Raw genomic sequence first — 25,515 nt, 5'->3', positions numbered from 1 at the left:
CGTGGCAGAGCAACAAGGGGCGGTCCTCCCCAACGGTGATATCGAGCCAGCGAAGACCGTCAGCTCTATCACTGCCCACCAGTGGACGCTCGAGTCGTCAGTCGACACGCGTCTTCGACACATACCCCCAACGTTCCACGGCAAGTGAATCTCCACAGGTCGCAGGGGGTGCGGCAAGACCAACCCTTATAGGTGGGTCCTACCGGGGGCGGGCGTTTATGCAGGCCTGGTCTCTCGCCACCACACGCACGTAGATTCGACGCCGACACGAGCCGCGCGGTGCAGATGCGGCTGAGGAGCTACACGGGGCGGGGAACCATGGTCAGGGCTTGGACGGTCCGCGGGGGGCAGTACGGAGAGCGCGAAGAGCAGGCGCGACGAGGGCGCGGTGATCGCCGGCTGGGAGGAGGTCGGCGATCTGAGCGGGTGCACGTCGATCGCCGATGTGGGCGATGTTCTGGCGCAGGCGTATCCGGATGAGCTGCCTGGCAGGGTGGACAACTGGAAGCACCAGCTATGGCGCTTCATCACGATGGAGACCGGAGATCTGGTCGTGATGCCCCGCAAGTTCCTGAAAGTCGTCGCCATCGGGCGGCTGACAGGCGGGTACGAGTACCGGAGCGAGGCCGCTGCCGGCTTCCGACACACGCGCAAGGTGGAGTGGGTGCGCACCCAGATCGAGCGTGCCGCGATTAGTGGTGACCTCCGCGACAGCATCGGTGCTTTCCTGACCGTGAGCGAGCTGCGACGCCGTGACGCGGCACTCCGTGTCGAGACGCTGGCGCAGACTGGCGTCGACCCGGGCTACAAGGGTGCTGTGGAGCCGCCGACGGACCCCAAGGCGCTGGAGCAGGACGTGCGCGACGAGGGAACCCGGCAGCTGACAGCCCGGGACCTCATCGGCCTGTGGGGCTGGCAGAGGCGCACCGTCGACGTCATCGGCCTCGTCGACCGGGAACTGGCGGCTAGGCACTGTTTCTCGGATCATGTCCTGAGCCAGATGGCGAGGGACGCGAGTGTGACGGTGCCGAGGTAGATGTAGGCGCGTTTCTCGTAGCGGGTGGCGACGGCGCGGAAGCCTTTAAGGCGGTTGATGGTGCGTTCGACGGTGTTGCGCTTCCTGTAGCGCTCGCTGTCGAAACCGGTGGGCCGACCGCCCCTGGACCCTCGGTTCTTGCGGTGTCTCTGCTGGTCGAGACGTTCGGGGATCGTGTGCGGGATGCCCCGTCGTCGCAGGTAGCGGCGGTTTCTGCGTGAGGTATAGGCCTTGTCCGCCAGGACACGGTCGGGCCGGGTGCGGGGCCGGCCGACTCCGGTGCGGGGCACCGATACCTGCTCCAGGACCCGCTCGAGCTGGGGTCCGTCACCGTAGTGTCCGGGTGTCAGAACGAAGGCGAGGGGCCGACATCGTCCCTCGGCGACGAGGTGGATCTTGGTGGTGAACCCTCCGCGGGAACGCCCCAGACACTCGCCGATCTGACCACCCCCTCCAGCCGGGCGGCCAGTTTCCGCAGTACCGGATCGACCTGGTTCGTCCCCCGCGCGGCCCCCTTTTGAGGAACGGTGGCCGGGGACACCTTCCTCGCGCCGGCGGCGTGCTGGTGGGCTCGTACTGCTGTGGAGTCCACCGACACGTCCCAGTCGATCCCGCCCGCCGCGTCCTCGGCTGCCTGGATGCGAGACAACAGCATCTGCCAAGTCCCATCAGCTGACCAGCGGCGATGCCGTCTATAGACCGTCTCCCACGGACCGAACCGCTCCGGCAGATCCCGCCACTGCACACCGGTCCGCACCCGGTAGAGAACACCGTTGATCACCCGGCGGTGGTCGCTCCACCGACCGCCCCGCGCACCACCAGGAGGTAGGAACGACTCCAGCCGATCCCACTCCGCATTCGTCAGATCACCACGACCCATACAGCCAGCCTGACCCCAACACCCCACCCCCGTCAGGAGATCCAGGAAACAGTGCCTAGAGGTCTGCAGGTGGCCCCCACTTCACAGAGGTCCAGCTCGACGGCCTGATCACGGTCTCCGCAGAAGAGACCACCCTGATGGGAGAGGCGAGTCCGGAGCTCCCAGGAGCGTAGCTCGGTCACACGCCTGCGAAAGTCGGGGGCGAGGACCTGAGCCGCCACTGGCGCATCGGCAGCCTCCCCTTCGCCCGCGACGTCGTCACGGTCGGCTTCGAGGAACCGCTCAGTCGCGCCATCACACGCATGGTCCAGGGTGACTTCTCCCAGCTGCCGGTCGTAAACCGGAACAATGTGCTTCGGGGCGTCGTCACTTGGGAGAGCATCGCCCGCGCCCAGCTGGGCCGCCGGGGCGACACCATAGCCGCAGCGCTGGACCCTCATCCGCTCACCGCTCAGGAGCAGGAAGAGTTGTTCGTACGCATCGACGACATCCAGCACCACGGATTCCTCATCGTGACCGACGCCGACAATCTCGTGCTTGGCATCCTCACCGCATCCGACTTGGCCGACCAACTCAAGCTTCGGGTCGAACCGTTCATCCTTCTCGGCGAGGCCGAACGGCGGCTGCGCCGCCTAACCGACCGACTGCCCGTGGACGATCTGCCCGTCGGCTCGGGCGTGCGCAAGACGCGTGCCGCGGACAAGTACCTCACCCTCGGCCAGTACCCGGAAGTCCTCAAGGAGGATGCCTGCTGGGCCCAGCTGGGATGGCCGTACGAGCAGGACGATCTCGTCCGCCGCGTCACCGCCGTCAAGAACTACCGGAACGAACTGGCTCACTGGGACATGGACGCGCCTGAGACGAAGACCGAGGCACTGGAGGAGACCAAGCAGCTTCTGAGCCTTCTGAAGCTCATCGATCACGATCTACGACCCTAGCAAGGACAGGGGGCAGTGCTCCGCGCTGATCGACCAGCGCGGAGCACTGCCGTCCGTCCCAGTTCTTCTCAACTTCTAGAGATCAGCCCGGTACTGCTGCGTTGGCGAGAGCGATTCGCTCGACCCAGCCCGTGGCGACTTCACAGGCTGCTTCTGTTCAGCGGGCCAGCCCCATTGGGCACGGCACCGTCGGCGGGCATCGGGACCAGCCGCGCCCGCCCCTCCACCCGCACCGTCGCACGAATACGCAGATCAGCGCCGTATGCATGACCAGCCATGCTGTGCGGCTCCCGCCCAAGGCTCGAACCTGCGGCCAAGAGTCGCCGTCTTCTACCGCTGGAGCCGTACGACGGATTCGATCACCAGCGCCCCGGTCGGCGAGACGCCCCGTTTCCCCGCCCCACGTCCCCGCCGGGCGCACTCAAGGCGCACAGCGTGGTCAACGCGCTGACCAGCCGGAGTGCCAAGCATAAAGAGCCAGCCCCAGTCTCAGTGGGTCCGACGCTTTGTCGTTGTCCGCCGCTGATCGCAAGTGAGTGGCGCGTGGGCTTTCAACGGGGCTCAGGCGGCATCCAGCTGGGCGAGCCCTTCTGTCACCACAGCCAGATGGTGAGAGGTAGCCCAGGCTCGCCACTGTGTTCCCCCGCCCGCCTTCGGCCTCTGCCTCGTAGCGCACGCGTGGAGTTGCTCATCGCCCCAGGAGGTCCTCCGGCCGGCCGGTGGCCAGTACTGGGAGGATACGAGGTCGCGGCTCAGGTTGAAGAAGTCGTCGTTCCCCGGTCGCTTACGGCGATACACAAAGACCTGCCAGTCCACTGGTGTCGTGTACCGCATGTTCGGGTCCGGCGTCCCCCTGCTCTGAATCGGCATGTGGGGATGCGTGACGCCGAAGTCCCCGAAGTCCGGCGGCCTGCCATGGCTCCGGCGCACCACTCGCTTCCACAGTTCCAGATCCTGCCGGACCACGGAGGTCGCTTGCCCACGTGGAAAACCGGTCAAGTTCTTCGGAAAGGCACCGGCGGCCACACACTCACTCCGCCACGGCCATTGGGCCAGCTGCGCGCGGATTGCCACGACCAGTTCCGTGACGTCGCTCAGCACTACTCCTGGAGGCATGGGTCCCGCATCGATGAGGAGATCGATTTCTTCAGGATCCAGGCGGAGGATGCGGAGCACCTCACTGATACGTCCCGCAAAGAACGAGTTGTCGTACGAGTGGATCGCCACACGTAGGCAGGCGCCGTCCTGATGTTCATCGTTCACTCCTGCGCCCTCGCGCAACATGTCGTCCGGATCGCCGGTGCGAACCACCGGCCTCATACGGACCCCCCGGTGCCCCAGCAACTCACTGAGCCTCGCGAGGGGGCCTCTCCCCGCACCGTGGGACATTGCAGCGCTGGACAATCCCGCGCCGTCAACGGTGAGCGTGTGGCCCTGAGGAACTGCATCCATTGCGCGGCTGGCGAAGGTTTCAAGCGGATCTTTGGCGGCTTCGGGATCTGGTACCAGCTCCATGATGGGGCGCATCCGGGAGCGAACTTCTGCTGCGGCATGCTGCAGTGCTTGGAACTCGCCCAACTTCGCCTTGAGTATCGGAACGTAGGTCACCGCCACCCCCTGTCTTGGGGAACCCGAACCTGGCCTGTTCGTCTTTGTCGACAGGGTGACCATTTGCGTCCGATACGCATAGAGCACCAAACAGGCCATACGTCCGAAAGCGGCGTCACGGGCAAAGCTCCCCGGCTGAGCGGGGTCACTTACAACGGCGGAGTGCCGGGGCCGTGTTCGTGGTAGGAGGCGGCGGTTTCGCGGGCTCGGTAGAATTCACTCGACAGCCGTGTCTGTACCCGGTGGTGCGGAAAGGACCGCAGGGCACGGTCTACCGAGCGGCGGCCGTGGTCGTCCCGGAGAACGGGGAAGGCAGGGTCGCCTCGACTACGACGACGCCCTCGGCATCAACCAGGTCGGCCTCTACCTGCCCCGCCAAGGCGGCCTCGTCACTTGGCGCGCCGACGGCTTCCTCAAGTTGCTCGGCTTCACGCTTGCCCTGGCCGATCTCCGGCCGCCTTCCGACCGCACCTCCGCAGCGCGGCAATGGGCCCTTGACTGCTATCGGTTGGACCGGCCTCACCCTGTCCGTAGCTCGGGGCGACCGTCCGGCAGGCTCCGCGTTGGCCTCAGAGAGCCCCTCGGCGACGAAGCCCATTCTTCCGGAGGAGTCTTCGATGTCCTCGTACGTACGGCGCAGCGCCGCCCTCGACTCGCGGGAGAGGGTGACGGCTGGCGCGGCTCGGCCGCCTACGGTCAGGGCGCGCAGTACGGCGGCCGATTCGGACGCCTGCTGGGCGTAGGCGTACTCGACGTAGCGGACCGGTGTCGCTCATCGCCTCTCCCTCATCGGACCGGTCTGTGCCCACACCGTCTTGCCCGGCCCGTTCCGCTCGCTCACGCCCCAGCGGTGGGCGAGCGCCGCGACGAGGTGCAGCCCCCGACCACCGTCCGCGAACGCGTCTCCCGCGCGGGACGTGGAGGGCTCGGGCCGTCCGGGGTGGGTGTCAGACACCTCCACGCATACGTGCGCGCTCTCGTGCTCGTACGTGAGGCGCAGCTCGAAGTCCCGGCCGGGGACGCGGCCGTGCAGTACGGCGTTGGCGGCGAGTTCGGCGACGATCAGGGCCACGGTGTCACAGAGCGGTGCGGCCGGCCCGATACCCCAGTCGCCGAGCTGCCCCACGGCGAGCCGTCGCGCGAGGTTCGCGCCGCGCCGGGTCGCGGGGAGCCGATGGGTGAACACACTTACGGTTACGGCCTGTTGAGCCTGCTGCGCTGTCATAGGTGCAGCGTTCCGACAGGTCGCCGTGCGTCGACAGGAACGGCGCCCATACAGATCCGCCTGGACTGGGCGGGTAACTCCCCGTAACTCTGGATTGGTTGCGCACGGCACGGGAGGCGGTACGGCGATGACGGCGGACCAGGACGGCAGCACGGCGGCGACCAACAGCGAACCCGAACTGTCGGACAGCCTCAAGACCTACGGTTCGGTCCTCAAGGCACTGCGGGAGTCCGCGGCCCCCACCCAGGAGCAACTCGCCCCGCTGGCAGGCTACTCGGCCGCCTATCTGGCCAAGATCGAACAGGGAAAGCGGTTCCCGCCCGACAAGTTGCCCGAGCGGGCGCGAAAGACGCTGGGGCCGGTTGCGTTCAAGGTCCTGACCTCGGCGGCAAGGAGCTTGCGGAGGAAGGCGGGGCTGGCATCGTGGTTCCTGCCGTGGGCGGGGATCGAGGAGGAAGCGATCACGCTGTACGCGTATGAGTGTCGGGGAGTTCCAGGGTTGTTGCAGCCGGAGGGGTACAGCAGGGCTGTATTCGAACGCCAACTGCCACCCCTCACGGAGGAGCAAATCGGACGGCAGGTAGCGGCGCGGACCGAACGGCAGAAGCTCCTGACCGAACGCCCGAACACTGCCTTCAACTTCATCATTGAGCAGTGCATCCTTGAACGCCACGTAGGTGGGACCGAGGTGACACGGACCGTCATCGATCATCTGCTGAGCGTCGGTCGCTCCACCAACGTCGAGATCCAGATAATGCCTCTCCGGCAGGACGACCACACCGGAGTGGACGGGCAGATGTACCTGGCCGAGAGCCCGGACACCCAGTGGTTCGGCTACACCAAGGACACCGCTCAAGCGCCTTGATCACAGCTTCGAGCGAAGTGAGCATCCTCCTTCAGCGCTATGGCAAGCTGCGTTCCCAGGCCCTGGACTGCCGGGCTACGGTGAGCTTGCTGGAACAGATGCGAGGAGCGCTATGAGCACCACCACATGAACTGGTTCAAGAGCAGCTACAGCGGCGGGGACGGCGACAACTGCATCGAGGTCGCACTGGACACCGAGGCTGTCCGCGTCCGTGACTCGAAGGACACCACCCTCCGGCCCTTCTCCGTCTCCCCCAGCACGTGGTCCGCCTTCACCCGGTACGCGTCCGAGCCTGCTGCTGATCCGTTGAGTCGTGCGGGGTGAGGCGACGCACGTATCGCCTCCCCCCGCACCGTTAAGCCTCGCCCGTCAGCCAGCCACTTCTCCACAGCGGTACGCGACATCTACCGGAGCCTAGGAACAACCCGGCGCGGGGTGTCCGCCCGAGCGGATACCCCGCCACACCTCACCACCGCCCCGGCCACTCGTTCGGTGGCCGCTCTGGACGTGCTCGCACGCTACGTCGAAGCCCTCGATGGTCGCCTCGATCTCGTGGCGGACTTCGGGGATCACACCGTACGGATGCCGGGAAGCGGCGATCCGAAGAGTGTGGCCGCATAGGTGGTGGAGCCGGCGCGTCCCGGCGATACCCGGGACGCGCCGGCCACCTCGGCGGTGGGCCGAAACCGGCGGTCTACCGCGACAGCGGGACGACCGTTTCCACCACCAACTGGCCAGCCCCGACCACCGGATTCACCCATTCCCCCGTCCCACGTCCCCCGCCGGGGGCACTTCGCAGGAAGTGCCAAAAAGACCCTCTCGCCAGTGGAAACACCAGGCAGAGGGTCTTTTCATGTCGCGGACATACAGGGCGTCCCGACCACCCTTTTCCTCGCCCCGTCAGACGCCGCGACATCACTCCGCGGATGCCATCCGCAGGGCGGCCTCGCCACAGGGCGCGATTCCGGACGGTCGTGCTGTTCAGACCGCCAGGACATGAACGTCGTACTGCGGGATCCAGCGGTTCCGGGTGACCAGGGTGATCCCTTCGGCCTGTGCCTGCGCGATCAGGAGCCGATCGAAGGGGTCGGTGTGCACCATCGGCAGGCGGCCTGCCCTGACCCCGTGCGCGGCCGTGACGGGCAGGCTCCTGAAGTGGAGATCCCGTACCTGCTCGGCCAGGTCTCCGGGGCCTTCGAAGCTGCCGAGGAACTGCTTGACGGTGATCTCCCAGGGTGACACCGCGCTGACGTACACAGCAGGTTCGGTATCCAGGAGTTCCTTGAACGAGGCGGAAAGCTGCGGTGAGTCGGCGATCCACCACATCACCACGGGCGTGTCGAGCAGAAGCCGCATCAGCGCATCCCCAGAGCGTCGGCCACCGAGGCGTGCGCGTAGTCGAAGTCGGCAGGGATACGGATACGGCCCCGGAGCGAGCCCCGGCCCGGCCGCCGCACCTGCGGGCGCGGTGGCAGCGCCCTCTCCACCGGCCGGCCCGCCTGACTGATCACGACCGGTCGGCCGCCGACGACCTGTGCCAGTGTTCCGGTGAATCGCGGCCCCTGGCCGTGGACTTGGCGGCGCCGGATGAGCCTCTTCCACAGCGCCCTCACGATGAGATCACCGGACCGGTCAGGGCCGCGTTTCGTACGGTCAGCGGGTCGGCCGCGGCGGCCGTCCGTACGGTCAGCGGCTCGGCCGCGTGCAGCCGTAACGCCGGGCCTCCGTCGCTCAGAACGATGACGACCGCCGGCCCTCCGGACGCGTATCGCTCGCTCCGGACCGCGCGGACCGTGTGCCAGGCGCCCCACACCCGTACGCATTGGCCGGGCCGGACGGACACCGCCGCGATCTGCGCCTCGGCGGGGGCGACCCCCGGCGACAGCAGCTCCGCCCACACCGTCTTGCCGATCCCGGCCGGGCGTTCGTCCACGCCCCAGCGGTGCGCCAGGGTCTGCACGAGCAGGAGCCCGCGTCCACCCTTGTCCAGTTCGCCGGGCCGTTGCACCTCCGGGCGGCCCGCGCCCGCGTCGCTCACCTCCAGCCGAAGGAACTCGCCCCTCCCCCGGCACTCGATGCGTACGCCCACCAGCCGGTCACCGGGGACGGGCACCCGCACCGCGTTGGTCACCAGCTCGGACAGCACCAACTCCCCGTCGTCGGGCACTGACTGATCGGCCCGCCACTCTCCCAGCTTGGCGCGGAGCGCGGCTCTCGCCTTGGGAACGCTGCTGCGGCAGCGGGAGAGCCTGAAGGTCACTTCGTTCGGTGTAGTCACGGCAGCCCCAAGAAGGTCGACATCGGTCGGAATCCCCTGGAGGGATGGACAGTTCATGTCGTGCGGCGCCATCCCTGTGGCCAACAGAATGGACGAGCAGCATGCGAATCGGCAACGTTGCCGACCGACATCATGCCGATATTCCCTCTTTCGAGTAACCTCGCCTCCTCCGAGCCGTCACTTTGCTAGAGGTGTTCTCATGCCTGCGAAGCGCACCACCGCTACCCCATCAACCGTTCTTGGACGCCAACTCGGCGATGAGCTGCGCCGATTGCGGGAAACCGCGAGGCTGACCACCGCTCAAGCGGCAGACGCGCTCGACTGCACGAAGGGCAAGATCAGCCGCATCGAGAACGGCCGTGTCGCGGTCCGACTGCCTGACCTGACCGCAATGCTGCATGCGTACGAGGTATCCGACCAGGAGATCCGCGACCGTCTGAGCGCACTGGCCCGCAAGGCCAACCGCAGACGTCGGGAGGGGTGGTGGAACCAGTACGGGTCGGTCCTCGCCGACACCTACCGGGACTACATCGCCCTGGAAGCGATGGCGGGTTCCATCCGCACCTTTCAGGCGCAGCTCGTCCCCGGGCTGCTCCAGACCCCCGAGTACGTTCGGGCCGTGACCGTAGCCTCCCGGCAGTGGGAGACCGCGGATGAGATCGACAAGTTCGTCCAAGTACGCCTGGCACGGCAGGAACGCCTGACGGAAGAACAGCCGTTGCATGTGTGGGCGGTGCTTTCGGAGGCTGTCCTCCTCCAGCAGGTCGGGGGCGCTGAGGTCATGAACGCCCAGCTGGAGCACCTGTTGGCCAGTTCCGAGAACCCCAACCTGACCGTGCAGGTGCTGCCGTTCTCCCGTGGAGCCCATGCGAGTATGTTCGGCCCGTACGTAGTGCTGGGATTTCCCGAGGAGGGGGCGCTCGACGTGGTACTGGCTGACAACCCGTCGGGTTCCATGTGGCTGGAACGGGAAGCGGACGTCTCCCGCTACCAGGACCTGTTCGACGCCGCACGTACGTCCGCGCTCTCCCCGACAGAGTCCCGCGCTGTCATCCATCGCCGGGCCAAGGAGCACAGAGCATGAGTAGCGCACACCGCAGTACGCCGGACCTCTCGGGCGCGAGGTGGCGCACCAGCACGTACAGCGGTGGCAACAACGAGTGCGTCGAGGTGGGGCACAACGTGCCCCACCTCGTCCCCGTCCGCGACAGCAAGCGCCCCGCCGGCCCCGTGATCGCCTTCGGCTCCGACGCCTGGCGCACGTTCATCGGCGAGCTGGACTGACAGACACCCGTCAGCTCAGGCCACCGGCAGCCCCGGTGCCGGATAGCCGTCCATCAGGTCCTTCACCTCGGCGCGGACCGCGGTCACCACGGCTTCGTCGCCGGTGCGGGCCGCCCCGACCACGCGGTCGATCCACCCCGCGACCGCGGCCATCTCCGATGCGGGGATGCCCCGTGACGTCAGGGCGGGGGTCCCGATCCGGATGCCCGAGGGGTCGAACGGCTTGCGGGGGTCGTACGGAACGGTGTTGTAGTTCACGACGATGCCGGCCCGGTCCAGCGCCTTGGCCGCCGTCTTGCCGGGGACGTCCTTGCCGGTGAGGTCGATGAGCAGCAGGTGGTTGTCGGTGCCGCCGGAGACGAGGTCGAAGCCGCGGGCCGCCAGCTCCTCGCCCAGGGTGCGGGCGTTGGCCACCACGTCGTGTGCGTAGCCGCGGAACTCCGGTGTGGCGGCTTCGTTCAGCGCCACGCCGATGGCCGCGGTGGTCTGGTTGTGCGGGCCGCCCTGGAGGCCGGGGAAGACGGCGCGGTCGAGGGCGCGGGCGTGTTCGGCCCGGCTCAGCAGCATCGCGCCGCGCGGGCCGCGGAGTGTCTTGTGGGTGGTGGTGGAGACGACGTCCACGTGCGGGGCGGGCGAGGGGTGGGCGCCGCCGGCGATCAGGCCCGCGATGTGGGCGATGTCCGCGACGAGGACCGCGCCCACCTCGCGGGCGATCTCGGCGAACCCCGCGAAGTCGATCTCGCGAGGGACGGCCGTGCCGCCGCAGAAGATCAGCTTGGGCCGCTCGGCGAGGGCCAGGTCCCGCACCTCGTCCAGGTCGACGCGTCCGGTGTCGCGCCGCACCCCGTACTGGACCCCGTTGAACCAGGTCCCGGTGGCGGAGACACCCCACCCGTGGGTGAGGTGGCCGCCCATGGGGAGCGACATGCCCAGCACGGTGTCGCCGGGCTTGAGGAAGGCCAGGTAGACGGCGAGGTTGGCCGGGGAGCCCGAGTAGGGCTGCACATTGGCGTGCTCCATGCCGAAGAGCGCCTTGGCCCGTTCGACGGTGAGCGTCTCGACCTGGTCGATGATCTGCTGGCCCTCGTAGTACCGCTTGCCCGGGTAGCCCTCGGAGTACTTGTTCTGGAGGACGGTGCCGGACGCCTGGAGCACGGCGGCGGAGACGTAGTTCTCGCTGGGGATCAGGCGGAGGGTGTCGGCCTGGAGCTGCTCCTCGGCGGCCACCAGCGCGGCGAGTTCCGGATCGGCGGCCGCCAGCGCGGGGTGGCGGGGGCGCGAGGACGCGGGGGACGCGGAGGGTGAAGGTACGGAAGAAGGCGAAGGTACGGATGTGGTCACGGGGATCCTCCCGGGTCGGTCGCATTGCTGCGGCGTGGACCCGGATGCCCAGGCGGACGGCTCTCCGGCGATGACGCCCCCGGGCAGGCCCGGGGTGTGCCGCTCCCTCGTGGTCGATTCCACTGAGCACCCCCTGCGGGGGACGCGCGCCAGTCGCGGCAGTCCGCAGCCTACCGGGCGGCGGTGCCCAGCGGCCGTAGACATCCCTCTCCGACAGGCAAAGTGGCTGGGGCGTCAACATCCGTCCTGATTGATCCCCCTTCACGGGCGAGTGGGCGGGGTGGGATACGGGCAGATTCACCGGGACAGAAATGTGGCTCGACGGTTGGGGGACCGTGTGGAGTCGGGGGATCAGGGTCAGCGGTCGTGGAATCAGCGGGCGCGGAATCAGCAGTCACCGGACCAGCAGCCGTGGGATCGGCTGCCGCCGGATCAGCAGCGGGGGGATTCGCAGGGGCGCGAGGGACCGTCGGTGTGGCCGGACGGGTTGCCGGCCAGGCCGGTCCAACCACCGTCACCACCAGCCGGACAGGCACCGCCACCGCCCGGACAGCCAGCGCCACCGCCGGGTCCGCCGTTGCCGCCGGGCGGTCCGGGGTCCGGGCGACCGCCGGGGCAGGTGCTGCCGGGTGCGGCGCTGCGTGCGGTGGCTGCCGCCCTGCTCAACCTCAGTGGTCTCGGGCTCGGTTATGTCCTGCTGGGGCGGTGGTTCCGGGCCCTTCTGTGCTGGGTCGCCACGGGCTGGCTGCTGTTCGCGGCGCTGCCCGCCGATCCCGGCGGAGTGTCCGGGGGCCTGGTCACCGGCTATCTCCTCGTCCTGGCCCTCGCCGCGGCCGACGGGGCGTGGACGGCGAGGCGCACGGCGGTGGGCGGGTCGTGGCGGCCGGTGGTGGCTGCGGTTGCGGGCCTGGCGCTGCTGGCCGTCCCCGCCGGCGGTGCTGTCTGGTTCGGCTCCGCGCAGGACGAGGCGGTCGAGCGGATGCTCCTCGACCGGCTGGAGGAGGGCGACCGGACGGTCGAGGCCGCATCGGGCAAGGCCTTCGGCGCGGCCCGGGAGGACTACCGTTCGGCGCTCGCCGTCTACCGCGAGCTGGGCGAGGACCATGCCGGGTCCCGGGCCGGAAAGCTCGTGCCCGCGCGGCTGGACGCGTACTACAAGGCCATAGCGGCTCCGTACCGGCAGAAGAAGCACTGCGAGGCCATCGAGCCACTGACCTATCTGCGGACGGTGCCCGAGGCGATCGATCCCGCGCTGCTCGGCGCCTTGGTCCGGTATCCCGACGAGCCGCTGGCCGAATCGATGTACGCGTGCGGGGTCACGCAGTTGCACGACGGGGCGGCGGGGGTGAACGGCGGAGCGCTCGGCGATCTGCTGCGGACGTTCCCGGGCTCCCCGCAGGCCGGACGGGTCGGGCCCGCTGTCTCGAAGGAGATAGCGGCGCAGAAGACGGCGGTGGGCGACAGCGGCAGTCCCTGCGCGGCGACGGAGAAGCTGCGAGGGCTCCGCGCGGCGACGGCGTCGTTGCCGGACAAGGCGGTCGCGAAGCTGGCCGCGCAGGCCGACGGCGGGATCAGGGACGGTGTCTACGCCTGCGGGCTCGACGAGTTCAAGGAGAAGCGGTTCGCGGAGGCCCGCAAGACGCTGACCGGGTTCGCCGACACCTACGGAAAGGACGGACGCCGTGCGCGGGCGCGGGACATCGCCATCGCCGCGGAGATAGCCGACACCCGGGCGGCGGCCGGCAGCCGGCTCCCTCCGGCGGGCACGCCCGGCGGCGCCCGGATGGAGCTCGTCCTCTCCAATGACGCCCCGGACGGGGTGGAGGTGCTGTACACCGGGCCGGTCACGGGCCGGGTGACCATCGGAGGCTGCGGAAGCTGCACGTCGTACACATGGTCGTCCGGTGCGCTGAGGGCCTGCAAGGACACGGGGAAGAACTACCCGCACGCGACGCTCCGGCTTCCCGCGGGCGAGTACCACTTCCTGTACAAGCACCGGGTGGACGCGGGAGGTTCCGGTGCCCTCGTCACCAGCTACGCGGACGGATCCAGGATCCAGCCCGGCTACCGGTACACCGGCTGCACCTACGTGACCACGTCGACATCCTTCGGCGGCGGCCTGACGGACACGGTCTCCTTCAGGTGACCGGCCAGACGCATACGGAGATAGAGGAGGTAGCGGTCAAGGAGGCGGATCTTCGGCGGTTCGGTGACAACTGACGCCGACGCGGCTGCCCTTGGCCGATTCTTGGCGAATACATGCCCCATGCATGAGGTGATCCTCGCCAGAGTGGCGCATTACATGTGCACATCATCCGGCACATGCTCCACACGCGAGACCCACATCGCAGGGGGTTACGTTGAGAATCAGCCGCGCCGGACGACGCGCCGGGCTGAGCATGGCAGTGACACTGCCACTGCTCGCCGGTGCGCTCGCCCTCGGGATACCCAACGCCAGCGCGGACTCCGCGCCGGGCGGCCGGGACGCGCTGCAGGGCACCAAGCCGGCCTGGGCGACCGCCACGGCCGACCAGGGGGCCACGGCCGACAGCGGAAAGGTCGCGGTCCGGGTCCATCTGGCCGGGCGTGACGCGAAGGGGCTGGCCGCGTATGCCGCCGCCGTTTCCGACCCGCGGTCGCCGTCGTACGGGAAGTATCTGAGCGCCGCGCAGGCACAGGAGCGGTTCGGGGCCACGCAGGAGCAGGTCGCCCGGGTGAGCCAGTGGCTGAAGTCCAGTGGACTGACGGTCACCGGCAGCAGCCTGCACTACGTCTCCGCCACCGGTGACGTGGCCGCCGCCGAGAAGGCGTTCGGCACCCAGCTGCGCAACTACCGCAAGGGCGGCCGGACCTTCCGGGCCCCGGCCGGCACCGCCTCCGTGCCCGCCGCGCTGAGCGATGCCGTGCTCGCCGTCTCCGGTCTGGACAACGCACCGCACAAGTCGAGCCATGACGAGGTGCTGCCGCCGCCGGACGCCGTGTTCCGCAACGCGGGGCCGTTCTCCTCGTACTTCGGGTCGAAGACCGCCTCCACCCTGCCGAGCGCGTACGGGTCCAAGGTGCCGTACGCGGTCAAGGGGTACACCGGAAAGCAGCTGCGTGCCGCGTACGGGGCCGGGGGCTACACCGGCAAGGGGGTGACCGTCGCGATCACCGACGCGTACGCCTCCCCCACCATCGCGAAGGACGCCGCCGAGTACGCCGGGCGCAACGGTGACGCACCGTACCGGCGCGGGCAGCTCAGCCAGGTGCTGCCGGACGACTACACGAAGACCGAGGAGTGCGGGGCCTCCGGCTGGTACGGCGAGGAGACGCTCGACGTCGAGGCCGTGCACGCGGTCGCGCCCGCTGCCGACATCGTCTACGTGGGCGGCGCGTCCTGCTACGACAACGACCTGCTGGACTCGCTGAACAAGGTCGTCGACTCCCGCCTCGCGGACATCGTCTCCAACTCCTGGGGCGACATCGAGGCCAACCAGACCCCTGACCTGGCGCTCGCCTACGACCAGGTGTTCAAGATGGGTGCGGTCGAGGGAATCGGCTTCTACTTCTCCTCGGGCGACGACGGCGACAACGTCGCGTCCACCGGCACCAAGCAGATCGACGTCCCGTCCAACTCCGCGTGGGTGACCTCGGTCGGCGGCACGTCACTGGCCGTCGGCAAGCACGACACCTACCAGTGGGAGACCGGCTGGGGAACGACGAACGCGCTCCTGTCGGAGGACGGCCGGAGCTGGACCGACTTCCCCGGGGCGTACACCTCGGGCGCGGGCGGCGGCACCAGTTCCACCGTGAAGCAGCCGTCCTACCAGCGCGGCATCGTGCCGGACTCGCTGGCGAAGGCGAACGGGAAGACCCGGATGCGCACCGCTCCGGACATCGCGGCCGTCGCCGACCCCAACACCGGCTTCCTGGTGGGCCAGACGCAGACGCTGCCCGACGGTTCGCTGGGCTACGACGAGTACCGCATCGGCGGCACGTCCCTGGCGGCCCCGGTCATCGCCGGTGTCCAGGCCTTGGCACAGCAGGCGCAGCGCGGCCGGCCGATCGGCTTCGCCAACCCGGCGATCTACGCCCGCTACCACTCCGGGGCGTACCACGACGTGACGGACCACCCGCTGGGGTCCCGGCGTGACCTGGCCGTCGCCCGGGTGGACTTCGTCAACGGGTTCGACGCGGCCGACGGCCTGCGGACCTCGGTGCGGAGCCTGGGCAAGGACGCCTCGCTGTCGGCGGTGCGTGGGTACGACGACGTGACGGGTGTCGGCACGCCGGCGTCCGGCTACGTGAGCTCCTACCGCCGGCGCTGAGCCGCGCGCCAGGCGGCGCATCGTCACGAGGACGGACCGAACGGCCGTCGCGGGGTCTGCATCGGGCCCCGTGGCGGCCGTTCGGTCCGTCCGGGGTACGGCGGTGGCGGGGACGAGGGCGTCGCGGCCGCCTCAGTGGCCGGTCCGTGCGGTGAGGTAGCGGTCCAGCCCGCCGATCAGGATCTCCAGACCGGCGGTGAAGGTGTCCTGCCGCACACCGGAGTTCCACTCCGCCACCCAGGCGCCCAGGTGCGGGAACGGTCCGAAGTCGGGCGCCTGCGAAGCGGGTCCGGACGCGACGGTGGCGACACCGGCGGGGGAAGCGGGCTCCGAGGGGGCGGGTTCCTGACCGGCGGACTCGCCGCGGGCCGGTTTCCGGCGGACGGAATCCTCACCGGTGGGGGTGTCCGACTCGCCCTGTTCCTGGAGTGCGAAGCCCGTCACATAGCTCAGCACCGTGTCGCAGCCGTAGGCGACCGCCGCGATGGGCGCGCCCGTTCCGCGCAGTACGCCCATCAGTCCGTCGGCGAAGCCGAGCCGGTTCGGGCCGAGCCAGGCGGACCCGGCCACGAGCCGGGCGGCGTCCCGGTGGGCGAGCAGCACCTCACGCAGGTTCACGGCCATGGCGCGGACCGTCTCCCGCCAGTCGCCCCCGTCGGCCGGTGGTGAGAGTTCGCCGAGGATCTTCTCCGCGAGGGCGTCCAGCAGGTCCTGCTTGTTCTTGACGTGCCAGTACAGGGCTCCGGGCCTCACGCCGAGTTCCGTGGCGAGCCTGCGGGTGGACAGGGCGTCGAGCCCGATGTCATCGAGCAGTGTCAGCGCCGCGTCGACCACTTCCGACCGCTGCAGGGGCATCGCACCCCTCCGTTCCTTCATCACGGACCCCAGCTGCTCCCGAGCCCTGCGCCCCACCATCATCGGCTCCCGCCGCGGCACCGTCCGACAGCCCCCGGTCGCCGATCTCACTGGCGACGGCGTCGATGTCGTCGATCTCCCGCAGTCTCATCTCCTTGAGGAGGAAGGAGACGAGGAAGGCCACCAGCATGATCGCCGCAGCGCTGACGAAGACCACGCCGAGGGCGGCGGTGAAGGCGTCGAGCCCCGCCGCGCGTGCGGGCTCCGGCAGGCCGGCCAGCGTCTCGGGGGTGATGTCCCTGCCTGCCAGTCCTGGCGCCCTGCTCTCGGCCACACGGGCGGCGAACTGATTGGTGAGCACGGCCCCGAAGACCGCTGCCCCGAAGGACTGGCCCATCGTCCGGAAGAACGTCGCGGTGGTCGTGGCCGCACCGAGATCGCGATCGGGCACCGCGTTCTGGACCGCCTGGACGAGCACCTGCATCAGCAGGCCGAGACCGAGGCCGAGCAGCAGCAGTCCGGTCGCGAGCACCCCGTACGAGCTGTCCGCACGCAGCGTGCCCAGCACGCCGAGCCCGCCGGCGGCGACCGCCGTACCGATCACCGGGAAGATCTTGTACCGGCCGTCGCGGGCGGAGATGACGATGCCCGAGCCGATGGAGGCGACCAGAATGCCGACGATCATCGGCATGAGCCGGAGGCCGGTCGCGGTGGGGGTCATGCCCTTGACCAGTTGGAGGTAGAGCGCGGCGTAGGTGATCGCGCCCATCAGGGCGAAGCCGGTGACGAAGAGCATCGGGGCGGCCACGGCCACGGTGCGCTCGCGGAAGATCCGTGGGGGCATCAGAGGTTCGGCCGCCCTCGTCTGCCGCCGGGCGAACAGGCCGAGCAGGATCGCACCGGCAGCGGCGAGACCGAGGACGGCCGGGTCGGACCAGGCGTACGTCACGCCGCCCCAGGTGGTCATCAGGAGCAGCGAGCAGGTGGCGGCGACGACGAGCAGCGCACCGGCGAAGTCGATCCGGTGGCCGCCCCGCCCGGTGGCCGGTGGCAGCTTCAGCAGGGTCGCCACCATGGCGATGCCGACGAGCCCGATCGGCAGGTTGACGTAGAAGACCCAGCGCCAGGAGGTGTGGATGCCGAACAGCGCGTGGTCGCCGGTGAGGAATCCGCCGGCGAGCGGCCCGCCGACGGTCGCCAGCGCGATCACCAGACCGGCGACGCCCTGGAACTTCGCCCGGTCGCGGGCCGGTACGGCCCGGGCCAGGAGAATCAGCGAGACGCTGTAGAGACCGCCGGCCCCGATGCCCTGGACCGCCCGGAACGCGATGAGCTGCCCCATCGAACCGGCGAGGCCGCACAGCGCGGACGCGGCGAGGAAGATCCCGGCGGCGACGAGGAACACCTTCTTCGCCCCGTACAGGTCGGAGATCTTGCCGTAGAGCGGCTGGGTGGCGGTCGAGCCCAGCAGGTAGGCGGTGATCAGCCAGGGCATGAGCCGGACCCCGTCGGCCGGGTCGAGGGCCGTGGCGATCGGGAAGGCCGAGACGGACACGATCGTCTGGTCGAGCGCGCTGAGGAAGGAAGTCAGCAGCACTCCGACCAGCGCCCAGATCACCCGGCGGCCGGGCCCGCTCCGCGCCGCTTCGGGCACTGCCCGTACCGCCCCCACCACACCGTCGGCTGCCATCGAACCCACCCCTGGACACGGAATTGAACACTGACCAATTGGTCAGTGTTCAATTTAGGGACGCCGACGGCTCCGCGCAAGCCTTCGAGGGGCCGCGCGAAGGCGGAATGCTGACCCGAGGGGTCAGGCCGAGGCGCGCTTGCGCGGGGTGTGCTGCGCGGCCGTCTGCTTCTTGGCCGCCGTCTTCTTGGAGGCGGCCCCCTTGGCGGCGGTCTTCTTCGCACCGGTCCCGCCGCTCGACGCGCTCTTCTTGGCCGCCGGCTTCCGCGCCCCCGCCGTGGACTTCTTCGCCCCGGAGGACTTGCCGGAACCGGAGCCGGAACCGGCCGACGCGCGCGACACCGACTTGCCCGTCGGGGTCCTGCGCGTACCGCCCGAGGCCTTGGAGGTCGATGCCTTGCCGGCCGACGCCTTGCCGCCCGAGGACGCGCGGTCCGAGAGCGAGGTGACCTTCGCGACCGGGGTCTCGTCGTCGTCCGCCCCCTTCCCCCGCGCCCCGGACTCCTCCCCGCGGGCCTCCTTGGCCGCCCGCACGCTGCCCTCCAGCGCGGCGATGAGGTCGATGACCTTTCCGCCGGACTCGTCGGCCGCGGCCGGCTCCAGGGTCTCGCCGGAGGCCTTGGCGGCGATGAGTTCCTCGACCGCCTCGCGGTAGTCGTCGTGCAGCGAGTCCATGTCGACCTCGCCGAGCGTGTCCATCAGGGCGTCCGCGAGGTCGAGCTCGGCGTCGCGGACCGTCACGTCACTCTCCGGGGCGACGCCTTCCGGAGCCCGGATCTCGTCCGGCCAGAGCAGACCGTGCATCGCGATCACGTCGTCGACGACCCGCAGCATGCCCAGCCGTTCACGGCCGCGCAGCGCGTACTTGGCGAGGGCGACCTTCTGGCTCCGCTTCAGCGCCTCGCGCAGCAGGGTGTACGGCTTGGCGGCCGGTACCCCGTTGGCGGAGAGGTAGTACGCCGCGTCCATCTGGAGCGGGTCGATGGAGTCGGCGGGCACGAAGGCGACGATCTCGATCGTCTTGGCGGTGGGCAGCGGCAGCGAGCCGAGGTCCTCGTCGGTGATCGGGATCATCGAGCCGTCGGCGTCCTCGTACGCCTTGCCGATGTCGGCGGCGGTCACCTCCTCGCCGTCCAGCTCGCACACCTTCCGGTAGCGGACCCGGCCACCGTCGGCGACGTGGATCTGGCGGAAGGAGATCGAGTGGTTCTCGGTGGCGTTGACCAGCTTGATCGGGATGCTGACCAGCCCGAAGGAGATGGCGCCGTTCCATATGGACCTCACCGGTCACCCCTTAAATGCGTTACGCCCGTATAGATCCAGTTTTCGTGTGATTCTTATCGTATGACGCCGATCACAGTGGTGGAGGGGCGGCGGCTGTCGCTCAGCAACCTGGACAAGGTGCTGTATCCGGCCACCGGCACCACCAAGGGCGAGGTGCTGCACTATTACGCGGCCACGGCGGCCGCGCCTCTGCTGGCGCACCTGCGGGACCGGCCGCTGTCCTTCCTGCGCTATCCGGACGGGCCTGACGGGCAGCTGTTCTTCACCAAGAACCCGCCGCCCGGTACGCCGTCCTGGGTACACACCGCCCCGGTGCCGCATCACGACAACGAACAGGCGCGACAGGTCGTCGTCCAGGACCTCGCCTCACTGATGTGGGCGGCCAATCTGGTGGTGGAGTTCCATACCCCGCAGTGGCGGGCCGGGGCGCCCGGGCTGGCCGACCGGCTGGTGTTCGACCTGGACCCCGGGGCGCCCGCGACGGTCGTGGAGTGCTGCCGGGTCGCGCTCTGGCTGCGCGAGCGGCTGGCGGCCGACGGGCTGGAGGCGTACGGCAAGACCTCCGGGTCGAAGGGGCTGCATCTGCTCGTCCCGCTGGAGCCCACCGCGTCCGAGCGGGTGTCGGCGTACGCGAAGACGCTCGCCGTCGAGGCGGAGGGCGAGCTTCCGGATCTTGTGGTGCACCGGATGAGACGGGCGCTGCGGCCCGGCAAGGTGTTCGTCGATTTCAGCCAGAACGCCGCCGCGAAGACGACCGCCACCCCCTACACCCTGCGCGCGCGGACCGAGCCGTCCGTCTCCGCGCCGGTCACCTGGGCGGAGATCGAGACATGCCGCGGGCCAGCGGAGCTGACCTTCCTGGCGGGCGACATGGCGGAACGGCTGGAGCGGCACGGCGACCTGCTGGCACCGCTCACCGAGCCGGAGCGGGGACGGCCGGTTCCGGACACACCGTAGGGGGCTGCCCCCCTGGCGCTCCCGGTGCGGGCATACCGCACCACCGCAGGCGTTGTCATGTTCAAGGGCAAAAGACGCTGTGCGGCAGGTGGATTGTCCGAGCGGTGGTGCACACTCTGCGCAGACGCTGCATCGTGAAAGCCGTGGGGAGGCGATGGCGTGTTCGCGGGGATCGACGAGGTCGACTGGGCCTCGATGGAGCATGCCTACGGGCCTGCCGATGATGTGCCGGGCCTGCTTCAGGGCCTCGCGTCCGCCGATCCGGCGGAGCGCGAGGGCGCGCTGGACGGTATGTACGGGGCCGTGCACCACCAGGGGGACGTCTACGCCTGCACGCTCGCCTGCATCCCCTTCCTCTTCGAGCTGGTCGTCGATCCGGCCGTCCCGGACCGCGGCAGCGTCGTCGAGCTGCTGACCAGCATCGGCGGCATCGACCTCGACGAGGACGAGATCGACGAGGACGAGGCCGAGGGCGCGGCGAACTACGCGATGGCGGCGGCTGCCGTGAGCGCGGGCGCCGGCGTCTTCTTCGCGCTGATGGCCGATGACGACCCGGGGGTGCGGGTCTCCGCCCCGCTGGCCCTGGCCACGCTGCACGGCGATCCGGCGCGGGTCCTGACCCTGCTGTGCGAGCGGCTGGCGGTGGAACGGGACGAGGAGGTGCGCCTCGCCCTGGTCGAGGCGGCGGGGCGGCTCGGGCTGCGCCACCGTTCGCTGACCGGCCCCATCGCCGACTGGCTGAGCCGGCTGGCCGCGGAGGCGAACCCGCCGGGGCTGCGGCTGGCGGCCCTGGCCCAGCTGGCCAGGTGCGCGCCCCGGTCGCTTCCGGGCGATGTGGTGACGGTGGTGGCGGGCCTGCTGCGGCAGCTGCGCTCCGCACCGGGAGAGCCCGGAGCCGGTGAAGTGCCCGAGGTCCGCGAGGACCCTGACGGCCTCGCCGACCCCGATGACTGCGAGACCTCCGAGACCTCGTCGTGCACCGCGGCCGCGGCGCACGGCGAGCCCGAGCCCGCCGCTGCCGATGCCGCGCCGGTGACCCTGGTGGGGCAGGTGCGGGCGCCGGCAGCCGAGGAGCGGACCGGGCGGACGGCGCCCTGGGCCGCCGACCTGCTGCGCACCCTGCACGTCGGCCTGGACGACCGCGTCGCCGAGCGCACGGCGCTGCTGACCGATCAGCTCCGCAGCCCCGACTCCGGACAGCGCATCGACGCCGTCCGGATGAGCAGCGGGCTGATCCGGGCCTGGCGCGGTTCCTACGGGGAGCTCGTCCGGCTCGTGGGCGAGCAGCTCGCCTCGCACGAGCCGAAGCTCGCCGATGCCGCCTCGCACGTCCTGGAGGAGCTCTTCTGCCTGGCCGCACCCGCCGCTGACGCGCTGGCGGCCCGGGTCTCGGCGGATCCGGGCGCCTGGGTGAAGGAGTGGGCCAGCGGGCCGCCGGGGCTGGGCAGTGCGGTGAAGGCCCTGGCCCGGCTCGGCGACGCCCGCGCGCTGCCCGCGCTGGAGGCGGCCCTGGAGCGGCCCGAGGTGCCGCACGACGTGGGGTTCGCCATCGGTTATCTGGGCGCGGCCGCCGAGCCGCTGGCCGGACTGCTGCGCCGCAGGCTGAGCGAGGTCGGGCTCGACGAGGGGGCGTACGACCGGGCCAGCCCGCTGCTCGCCGGGCTGACCGCGCTCCGGGCGGGCGAGGCGGCGCCCGAGGTGCTGCGGGTGCTGCGCGGGGCTCCGGAGTACCGGGGCGAGTGGCTGCGTACGGCGGCGCTGCGGGCGCTCGGCTCGTTCGGGCCCGCGGCGCACTGCGCGGTCCCCGAGCTGCGGGCGATGATCCGCCGCCCCGGCACGGCGGCGGCCACGGAGGCGGCCGAGGCGCTGTGGGCCGTCGACGGGGACGCCGGGGCCGTGCTGCCGGTCCTGATCGAGGGGCTCCAGGCGGAGCACGCGCGCGAGCGGCGGTCGGCGGCGAGCGCGCTGGGCCGGCTCGGCCCGCTCGCGGCGGTGACCGCGCCCCGGCTGCGGGCGCTGCTGCTCCACGAGGAGCTGTGGCTGCGGGTGGACGCGGCGATCGCACTGTGGGAGGTTTCCGGTCGGGCCGAGGAGTCCGTTCCGGTACTCCTCGCGGCCTGGGAGAAGAACCGTCATGTCAGGGTTCGGGTGGCCGAATGCCTGGCGCGGACGGGGGCTGCTGGGGCAGGGTCGGACGCGGTACACGTGCTGCACGCCGAACTCGCCTCCGTACGCCGTCACAACGCGATGGACGGCGGATACGGCAGCCACGACACACACGAGGACGAAAAGCTGCTGGCGCTCTGCCGCCGGGCGCTCCTGGGGAATACGGGGAAGGGACCCACGACATGATCATTTTCGGTACGCGAGGCTATCTCTACCAACTGGCCGTCCTGACGCTGGTCTGCGGCTGGTGCGGGAATCCGGCCGCGCACACCCTGCGCAAGCGGGTGACGAAGTTCACGCTGTTCTTCGTGCCGCTGTTCCCCTTCTCGACGAAGTACGCCACCCAGTGCACCTTCTGCGGCGGTGAGCAGAAGATCCCCAAGGAGCAGGCCGATCAGCTGCTCGCCCAGCACGTGGCGGCCGGTGACGGGAATCCGTTCGGCCAGGGCCAGCAGCAGCCGGGGCACGCACCGGGCGCGCAGGGGCAGGGCCAGAACCCGTACCAGCACTGAACCGGCATCACTGAACCGGCATCCGCACCGACTCCCTGCCGGAACTAAATACACATAAGAGACTTCCCTCCGAATAAGGTCTACGGAGCCGGGGCCGTGCGCGCACGCACCGCCCGGGCCGTCGGAGAGGGAGGAAGACATGCGTCCGCAGCACCGGAGGGGGCACCGGGCGGAGCGCCGCACGGCGGTGGCCCTCGCGGCCGTCGCCGGCGCCGCACTGCTGGCCGGCTGCGGCACCGGGGGCGAACTGCGGAGCGCCGGGCAGGTCCCTACGGCGATCGGTCCGGCCCGCCTCTGGCCGGAGCTGCCGCCCGCCTCCGCCGCCCCGTACGACTACGGCGAGGGCGAGACCGCCCATATCCCCGGCATCACGGTGCCGGGCGGCGATGTGCACCGGCTGGACCCCGTGGCGGTGGTGCAGGCGGGGCTCAACGCCCGTGCGGACCGCTCCAGCGGCACGGCCGAGCTGCCGGCCGAGGCCGTCCGGCGGATCCGCGCCTGCCGGACCGCGCCGAAGTCCTGCCCGGTGCTGCCGCCGTACTTCCGCGATCTGACGGGCGACGGCCGGGACGAGATGGTCCTGGCCATCCAGCTGGCCGACCGCCAGCTCTCCGTACGCGTCTACATGCCGGAGCCGAGCGGGCTCACCCGGATCATGTCCACGTCCGACGCCGTGATCAGCGTGGAGCTGGCGGGCCGGGACCTGATCATGCGGGCACCCTCGGCCATCACGGGCTACCAGTACCGCACGGCCTGGTCCTGGGACGACCAGCAGCGCGCCATGCTGCCCACGCAGGACGAGATCCTGCGGACGGCCCCGCGCGCCGAGCCCGGCCGGCGGCCCGCCGCGACCGAGCGGCCGAGCCCCGCGGCGACGGCATCCACGCCGCCGGCCGCCACCCCGTCGGCCCTGCCCACCGAGGCGCCCTCGGCGGCCGTGTCGGCGGAGCGCCGGTGAGCCGCCGCCGGGCGGACGAGCCCCCGGTCCGCGCCTCCCGGCGGCGGCGGCGGCTGCGGCTGCCCGCCTGGACCGCGACGCTCACCTGGAGGTCCGCGGTCTTCATCACCGTCATGTGCTGCGTGCTCGCCGCCCTGCTGGGCGTCCTGGTGCACACCGCCGTCACCCGGCAGACCGTCGGTCACGCCCGCGAGAAGGCACTGTCCAGGCTGACGGACGTGACCGCCGCCTATGAGGCGGGCGAGGCGCTGCCGCCGCGTTCCGGGCTCGATCCGCCGGGGCTGCCCGCGTCGCTGCGCGCCCTGGCGGTGGGCGGGAAGCGGGGCACGATGGTGGCCGACCACCTCGGCCGCCCCACGATGTGGGCCGCCGCCCCGGCCGACGGGCACGCGCTGGCGACGCAGATCGACTACAGCCAGAGCGCCCGCACGATCAACGGCCTGGACGGGGCGATCGTCGGCTCCTCGCTGCTGGCGATCGGCGCCACGCTGCTCGTCGGCGCGTTCTCCGTCACCCGGGTCACCCGGCGGCTGCACCAGACCGCGCGGGTGGCCCGCCGGATCGGGGCGGGCGATCTGGACGCCCGCGTCAACGACCCCCGCACGGCCGACCCCGCGCGCCGGCAGGACGAGGTGGCGATCGTCGCGGGGGCACTGGACACGATGGCCTCGACGCTCCAGCGCAAACTCGTGTCCGAGCAGCGCTTCACCGCGGATGTGGCGCACGAGCTGCGCACCCCGCTGACCGGTCTGTCGGCTGCCGCCGAACTGCTGCCGCCGGGCCGCCCGTCGGAGCTGGTGCAGGACCGGGTCCGGGCGATGCGCGCGCTGACGGAGGACCTGCTGGAGGTCTCCCGGCTCGACGCCCGTACCGAGCGGGTCGATCTCGCCGTGCACGAACTGGCGCCGCTCACCGAGCGGGTGGCGCGGACCTTCGGGCCCGGCACCGAGGTCAGGTGCGCGGCGGACGGGCCGCCCGTGCGGGTCGAGACGGACAGGCGGCGGCTGGAGCGGGTGCTCGGCAATCTGATCGGCAACGCGCACCGGCACGGCCGCCCGCCGGTGGTGGTGACGGTCGACGGGCCGGTGGTGACCGTACGCGACCACGGCGACGGCTTCCCGGAGTATCTGACCGCGGGCGGTCCGCAGCGTTTCCGCACGGAGGGCGGCGGCAAGGGGCACGGCCTCGGGCTGACCATCGCCACCGGGCAGGCCGGCGTGATGGGCGCCGGGCTGGTCTTCGAGAACGCGCCGGACGGCGGGGCGGTGGCCCGGCTGACGCTGCCGGAGTACGTACGCCTGGACCATGACGACGAGCCACCCGCATAG

Annotated in this window: 21 protein-coding genes and 2 pseudogenes; 13 read left to right on the top strand and 10 right to left on the bottom strand. The window is 70.5% G+C overall.

Translation table 11 applies throughout. The features are described from left to right. Window positions 1-388 precede the first annotated feature (388 nt). Window positions 389-1,036, top strand: coding sequence for a restriction endonuclease (locus OG408_RS27245; protein WP_326672471.1), 648 nt, complete (start codon window positions 389-391; stop codon window positions 1,034-1,036). Here OG408_RS27245 and OG408_RS27240 read toward each other — a convergent pair. After that, window positions 985-1,916 (bottom strand): annotated as a pseudogene (locus tag OG408_RS27240) (IS5 family transposase). The gene OG408_RS27245 and the pseudogene OG408_RS27240 sit on opposite strands and share 52 nt — an antisense overlap. Window positions 1,917-2,125: 209 nt before the next feature. On the opposite strand from OG408_RS27240, the gene OG408_RS27235 reads away from it, so the two are divergent. Next, complete coding sequence (locus OG408_RS27235; RefSeq protein WP_326674601.1) at window positions 2,126-2,854, top strand: CBS domain-containing protein; 729 nt, start codon at window positions 2,126-2,128, stop codon at window positions 2,852-2,854. A 561-nt stretch (window positions 2,855-3,415) separates the two neighbouring features. Here OG408_RS27235 and OG408_RS27230 read toward each other — a convergent pair. Then, a complete protein-coding gene (locus tag OG408_RS27230; RefSeq protein WP_326672469.1) occupies window positions 3,416-4,462 on the bottom strand; it encodes a beta family protein in 1,047 nt (348 codons plus the stop codon). 772 nt (window positions 4,463-5,234) lie between these two features. Beyond that, window positions 5,235-5,687, bottom strand: a complete 453-nt coding sequence (locus tag OG408_RS27225; RefSeq protein ID WP_326672467.1) for an ATP-binding protein — start codon at window positions 5,685-5,687, stop codon at window positions 5,235-5,237. A gap of 127 nt (window positions 5,688-5,814) precedes the next feature. Between OG408_RS27225 and OG408_RS27220 the strand changes: the two are divergent. Next, window positions 5,815-6,668 (top strand): annotated as a pseudogene (locus tag OG408_RS27220) (helix-turn-helix domain-containing protein). Window positions 6,669-6,678: 10 nt separating this feature from the next. Continuing rightward, the gene (locus tag OG408_RS27215; RefSeq protein WP_326672465.1) at window positions 6,679-6,876 is read left to right on the top strand and encodes a DUF397 domain-containing protein; all 198 of its coding nucleotides are present in this window, start codon (window positions 6,679-6,681) and stop codon (window positions 6,874-6,876) included. A 657-nt stretch (window positions 6,877-7,533) separates the two neighbouring features. Here the strand turns inward: OG408_RS27215 and OG408_RS27210 are convergent. From OG408_RS27210 to OG408_RS27200, 3 genes are read right to left on the bottom strand one after another with little or no spacing between them, the layout of a single operon-like run. Beyond that, window positions 7,534-7,908 (bottom strand): type II toxin-antitoxin system VapC family toxin, encoded by a 375-nt coding sequence (locus OG408_RS27210; protein WP_326672463.1) that lies wholly within the window; start codon window positions 7,906-7,908, stop codon window positions 7,534-7,536. Next, window positions 7,908-8,165 carry a type II toxin-antitoxin system Phd/YefM family antitoxin gene (locus OG408_RS27205; RefSeq protein ID WP_326672462.1) on the bottom strand — a complete coding sequence of 86 codons (258 nt, stop codon included), beginning with the start codon at window positions 8,163-8,165 and terminating at the stop codon, window positions 7,908-7,910. Before OG408_RS27205 ends, OG408_RS27210 begins: the two co-directional genes overlap by 1 nt. Continuing rightward, complete coding sequence (locus OG408_RS27200) at window positions 8,162-8,812, bottom strand: ATP-binding protein (protein WP_326672460.1); 651 nt, start codon at window positions 8,810-8,812, stop codon at window positions 8,162-8,164. The genes OG408_RS27205 and OG408_RS27200 overlap by 4 nt, the downstream gene beginning before the upstream one ends. Before the next feature lie 217 nt (window positions 8,813-9,029). Here OG408_RS27200 and OG408_RS27195 point away from each other — a divergent pair, with 217 nt between their 5' ends. Beyond that, window positions 9,030-9,914 carry a helix-turn-helix domain-containing protein gene (locus OG408_RS27195; protein ID WP_326672458.1) on the top strand — a complete coding sequence of 295 codons (885 nt, stop codon included), beginning with the start codon at window positions 9,030-9,032 and terminating at the stop codon, window positions 9,912-9,914. Continuing rightward, window positions 9,911-10,114: a DUF397 domain-containing protein gene (locus OG408_RS27190; protein ID WP_326672456.1), complete on the top strand. Its 204-nt coding sequence runs from the start codon at window positions 9,911-9,913 to the stop codon at window positions 10,112-10,114. Before OG408_RS27195 ends, OG408_RS27190 begins: the two co-directional genes overlap by 4 nt. A gap of 15 nt (window positions 10,115-10,129) precedes the next feature. Here the strand turns inward: OG408_RS27190 and glyA are convergent, their stop codons facing one another. Then, window positions 10,130-11,374, bottom strand: a complete 1,245-nt coding sequence (gene glyA / locus OG408_RS27185) for a serine hydroxymethyltransferase (RefSeq protein WP_326674600.1) — start codon at window positions 11,372-11,374, stop codon at window positions 10,130-10,132. Window positions 11,375-12,101: 727 nt separating this feature from the next. Here glyA and OG408_RS27180 point away from each other — a divergent pair. Further along, entirely contained in the window at window positions 12,102-13,601 is a 1,500-nt protein-coding gene (locus OG408_RS27180; RefSeq protein WP_326672453.1) for a hypothetical protein, read from the top strand. 253 nt (window positions 13,602-13,854) lie between these two features. Beyond that, window positions 13,855-15,765 (top strand): S53 family peptidase, encoded by a 1,911-nt coding sequence (locus OG408_RS27175; RefSeq protein WP_326672451.1) that lies wholly within the window; start codon window positions 13,855-13,857, stop codon window positions 15,763-15,765. A 132-nt stretch (window positions 15,766-15,897) separates the two neighbouring features. Here OG408_RS27175 and OG408_RS27170 read toward each other — a convergent pair whose 3' ends face one another. The 3 genes from OG408_RS27170 to ku form a co-directional block, all read right to left on the bottom strand. Further along, window positions 15,898-16,620: a TetR/AcrR family transcriptional regulator C-terminal domain-containing protein gene (locus tag OG408_RS27170; protein ID WP_326672449.1), complete on the bottom strand. Its 723-nt coding sequence runs from the start codon at window positions 16,618-16,620 to the stop codon at window positions 15,898-15,900. Beyond that, window positions 16,568-18,310: an MDR family MFS transporter gene (locus OG408_RS27165; RefSeq protein ID WP_326672447.1), complete on the bottom strand. Its 1,743-nt coding sequence runs from the start codon at window positions 18,308-18,310 to the stop codon at window positions 16,568-16,570. The genes OG408_RS27170 and OG408_RS27165 overlap by 53 nt, the downstream gene beginning before the upstream one ends. 123 nt (window positions 18,311-18,433) lie before the next feature. Beyond that, complete coding sequence (ku, locus tag OG408_RS27160) at window positions 18,434-19,594, bottom strand: non-homologous end joining protein Ku (RefSeq protein WP_266782842.1); 1,161 nt, start codon at window positions 19,592-19,594, stop codon at window positions 18,434-18,436. 60 nt (window positions 19,595-19,654) lie between these two features. Here ku and ligD point away from each other — a divergent pair, with 60 nt between their 5' ends. The 5 genes from ligD to OG408_RS27135 all read left to right on the top strand — a co-directional run bounded on the left by ligD (window position 19,655) and on the right by OG408_RS27135 (window position 25,515). After that, a complete protein-coding gene (gene ligD, locus OG408_RS27155) occupies window positions 19,655-20,551 on the top strand; it encodes a non-homologous end-joining DNA ligase (protein ID WP_326672445.1) in 897 nt (298 codons plus the stop codon). 159 nt (window positions 20,552-20,710) lie between these two features. Beyond that, a complete protein-coding gene (locus OG408_RS27150; protein WP_266782838.1) occupies window positions 20,711-22,903 on the top strand; it encodes a HEAT repeat domain-containing protein in 2,193 nt (730 codons plus the stop codon). Next, the gene (locus OG408_RS27145; RefSeq protein ID WP_266782836.1) at window positions 22,900-23,229 is read left to right on the top strand and encodes a zinc-ribbon domain-containing protein; all 330 of its coding nucleotides are present in this window, start codon (window positions 22,900-22,902) and stop codon (window positions 23,227-23,229) included. Before OG408_RS27150 ends, OG408_RS27145 begins: the two co-directional genes overlap by 4 nt. A 139-nt stretch (window positions 23,230-23,368) precedes the next feature. After that, complete coding sequence (locus tag OG408_RS27140) at window positions 23,369-24,187, top strand: hypothetical protein (RefSeq protein ID WP_266782834.1); 819 nt, start codon at window positions 23,369-23,371, stop codon at window positions 24,185-24,187. Continuing rightward, window positions 24,184-25,515: a sensor histidine kinase gene (locus OG408_RS27135; RefSeq protein WP_266782832.1), complete on the top strand. Its 1,332-nt coding sequence runs from the start codon at window positions 24,184-24,186 to the stop codon at window positions 25,513-25,515. Before OG408_RS27140 ends, OG408_RS27135 begins: the two co-directional genes overlap by 4 nt.

The sequence above is a fragment of the Streptomyces sp. NBC_01257 genome (assembly GCF_035917255.1).
GTDB lineage: Bacteria > Actinomycetota > Actinomycetes > Streptomycetales > Streptomycetaceae > Streptomyces.
This window is presented reverse-complemented; position numbering and strand designations above follow the sequence as displayed.